Here is a 1,762-nt window from a genome sequence, read left to right as displayed (position 1 = left end):
CCGGGTGAAGGGAGTCCTGTGGCAAGCAGGGAGCGAGCGCACAAAGCTGGTCAACAGCAGTTTGCCGGTGCTCTCTCGTGCGATGCGCGCCAGTCGATGCAGCGCCACCACCGTCTTTCCCGTTCCAGCCGGTCCGATGATGCGTGCGGGGCCGTTGTAGTTGCGCCGCACGAGACTCAGCTGATCCGGATCCAGGAACGACAGCCAGGTCAGCAGCGGTTCAGATAGAGCACGCTCGCGCTGATCGGCGATGGCATCGTTTTCCTCGAACAGCCCCTCCGCTTCGGGTTCGGAATCTGTGCCGGTCTCTGCGATGTGTACGGGACGATAATCGGATCTGTCGGCGACCGCTTTGGCGACCTGTTCGGCGTCACGCTGTTCGAGTACACGTCCGGCGAAGAACGCACGGGGCAGCGTTCGTTCGTCGGCGACGACCACTCGATTGTCGACATGGCCGAGATCGGTGCCCACCGGCACGACCAACGCTACTCGAACCGTGCTCGCCACGAACACATTCGACCCGACCGTCAGCTTGTCGAAGAGCCGTTGCGTGCGGGCACGGACAGCGTCGATCGTCTGGCTAGTAGGTGCGGTGGTGGTGAATACCAGCGCGAACACCCCGCCGCGGCCGACCAGCAGCGCGTGCACCCGGCCGGTCGGAACGTCGACGATGGGATCGCGCACCAGCAGATACGCCCCCCGCTCCATCAGCATGCCCGCGAACACGCTCCGGTAGCCAGGTGGAAGCCCTGGCAGCGCATTGAGCGCGTCGTACACCTGTTGACGATGAACCTCTTGCGAATGCCAGCCGCGATTCACTTCTCCCACCCTTCCGCCCGCCGACCCCTGACAGGCACATCGCAAGAAGGCTACAGTCACTCTCCAGGGCCTGTTCGTCAATTGCGCATTATGGCAACAGCTTTCGAGTCGGACGGCGCGCGATGCTCACTTATTCCGCACGTGTATGCAGGAGAACGATCGGGGTTCGTGAGACTATGTAACCTCGGCCGGTCCGCGCTCGGAACCCATCTCAACGACTCACGATCAAGCGTATTGCGCCCGCAGACCCGCGTCCGGATCGTGCGGGGTCTCCCGCGACCGGCAGCCGTCGATATGTGGACCGATGCACCCAACAACCTTGCACGCAAACCGCTCCGACAGGCCCATGGCGTCTTTGAGCATGTCCACGACGCGGCGCCCGGCCGCTAGGCTCACCATTTCCCCTTGGCGATCTCCCTCAGCGCGTCCTTCTCCAATTCCGCCTCGGCCAGCAGCCGCTTCGAACGAGCGTTCTGCTCTCGCAGCTCCTCGAGCTCGCGGGCCGCGTCGGTGTCCATCCCGCCGTACTGGCGGCGCCAGTTGTACAGCGTCGCTGCCGAGACCTTCGACTCGGCCGCGATCTCCTCGCCCGACTGGCCGGCAGCGGCCAACTCGTAGGCACGGTGCAGGTTCCGCACGATCTCCGCCGCGGAATGCCACTTGCGTCCTGCCACGTCCCTCAGTATCCCTTCCAGCCGCTCACCAGGGCCAACCAGGACCCTAATACCGAGTGGTCTCAGCCAGCGTGAACAGGCCAGTCGCACGGGAAGGGGACACGTGCGCTAACCACTGTGTTCGAGTTGGCTGCTTGAGACCCGAGCAGCTTTCTACGCCCATTTCTATCCGGCATTACACGGCGGGGTTGGTGCGAACGAGCGCGGTGATCTTCTGGGCCAACGCTCATTGTGCCGAGCGTGGCTGTCGACGCTCGCGTGACCACGGA

General features: G+C 64.0%; 1 protein-coding gene and 1 pseudogene. Both read right to left on the bottom strand.

Going from position 1 to position 1,762, the window contains the following annotated elements:
- Nucleotides 1-777: pseudogene (locus tag ACL03I_RS39255) on the bottom strand (hypothetical protein); the annotation flags it as partial.
- Nucleotides 778-1,211: 434 nt separating this feature from the next.
- Nucleotides 1,212-1,493 (bottom strand): transposase, encoded by a 282-nt coding sequence (locus ACL03I_RS39250; protein WP_412808633.1) that lies wholly within the window; start codon nt 1,491-1,493, stop codon nt 1,212-1,214.
- Nucleotides 1,494-1,762 lie beyond the last annotated feature (269 nt).

Source organism: Nocardia sichangensis, from assembly GCF_047200615.1.
GTDB classification, from domain to species: domain Bacteria; phylum Actinomycetota; class Actinomycetes; order Mycobacteriales; family Mycobacteriaceae; genus Nocardia; species Nocardia sichangensis.
Note: the sequence above shows the minus strand (reverse complement) of the source record. Positions and strands in the feature narration are given on the sequence as shown.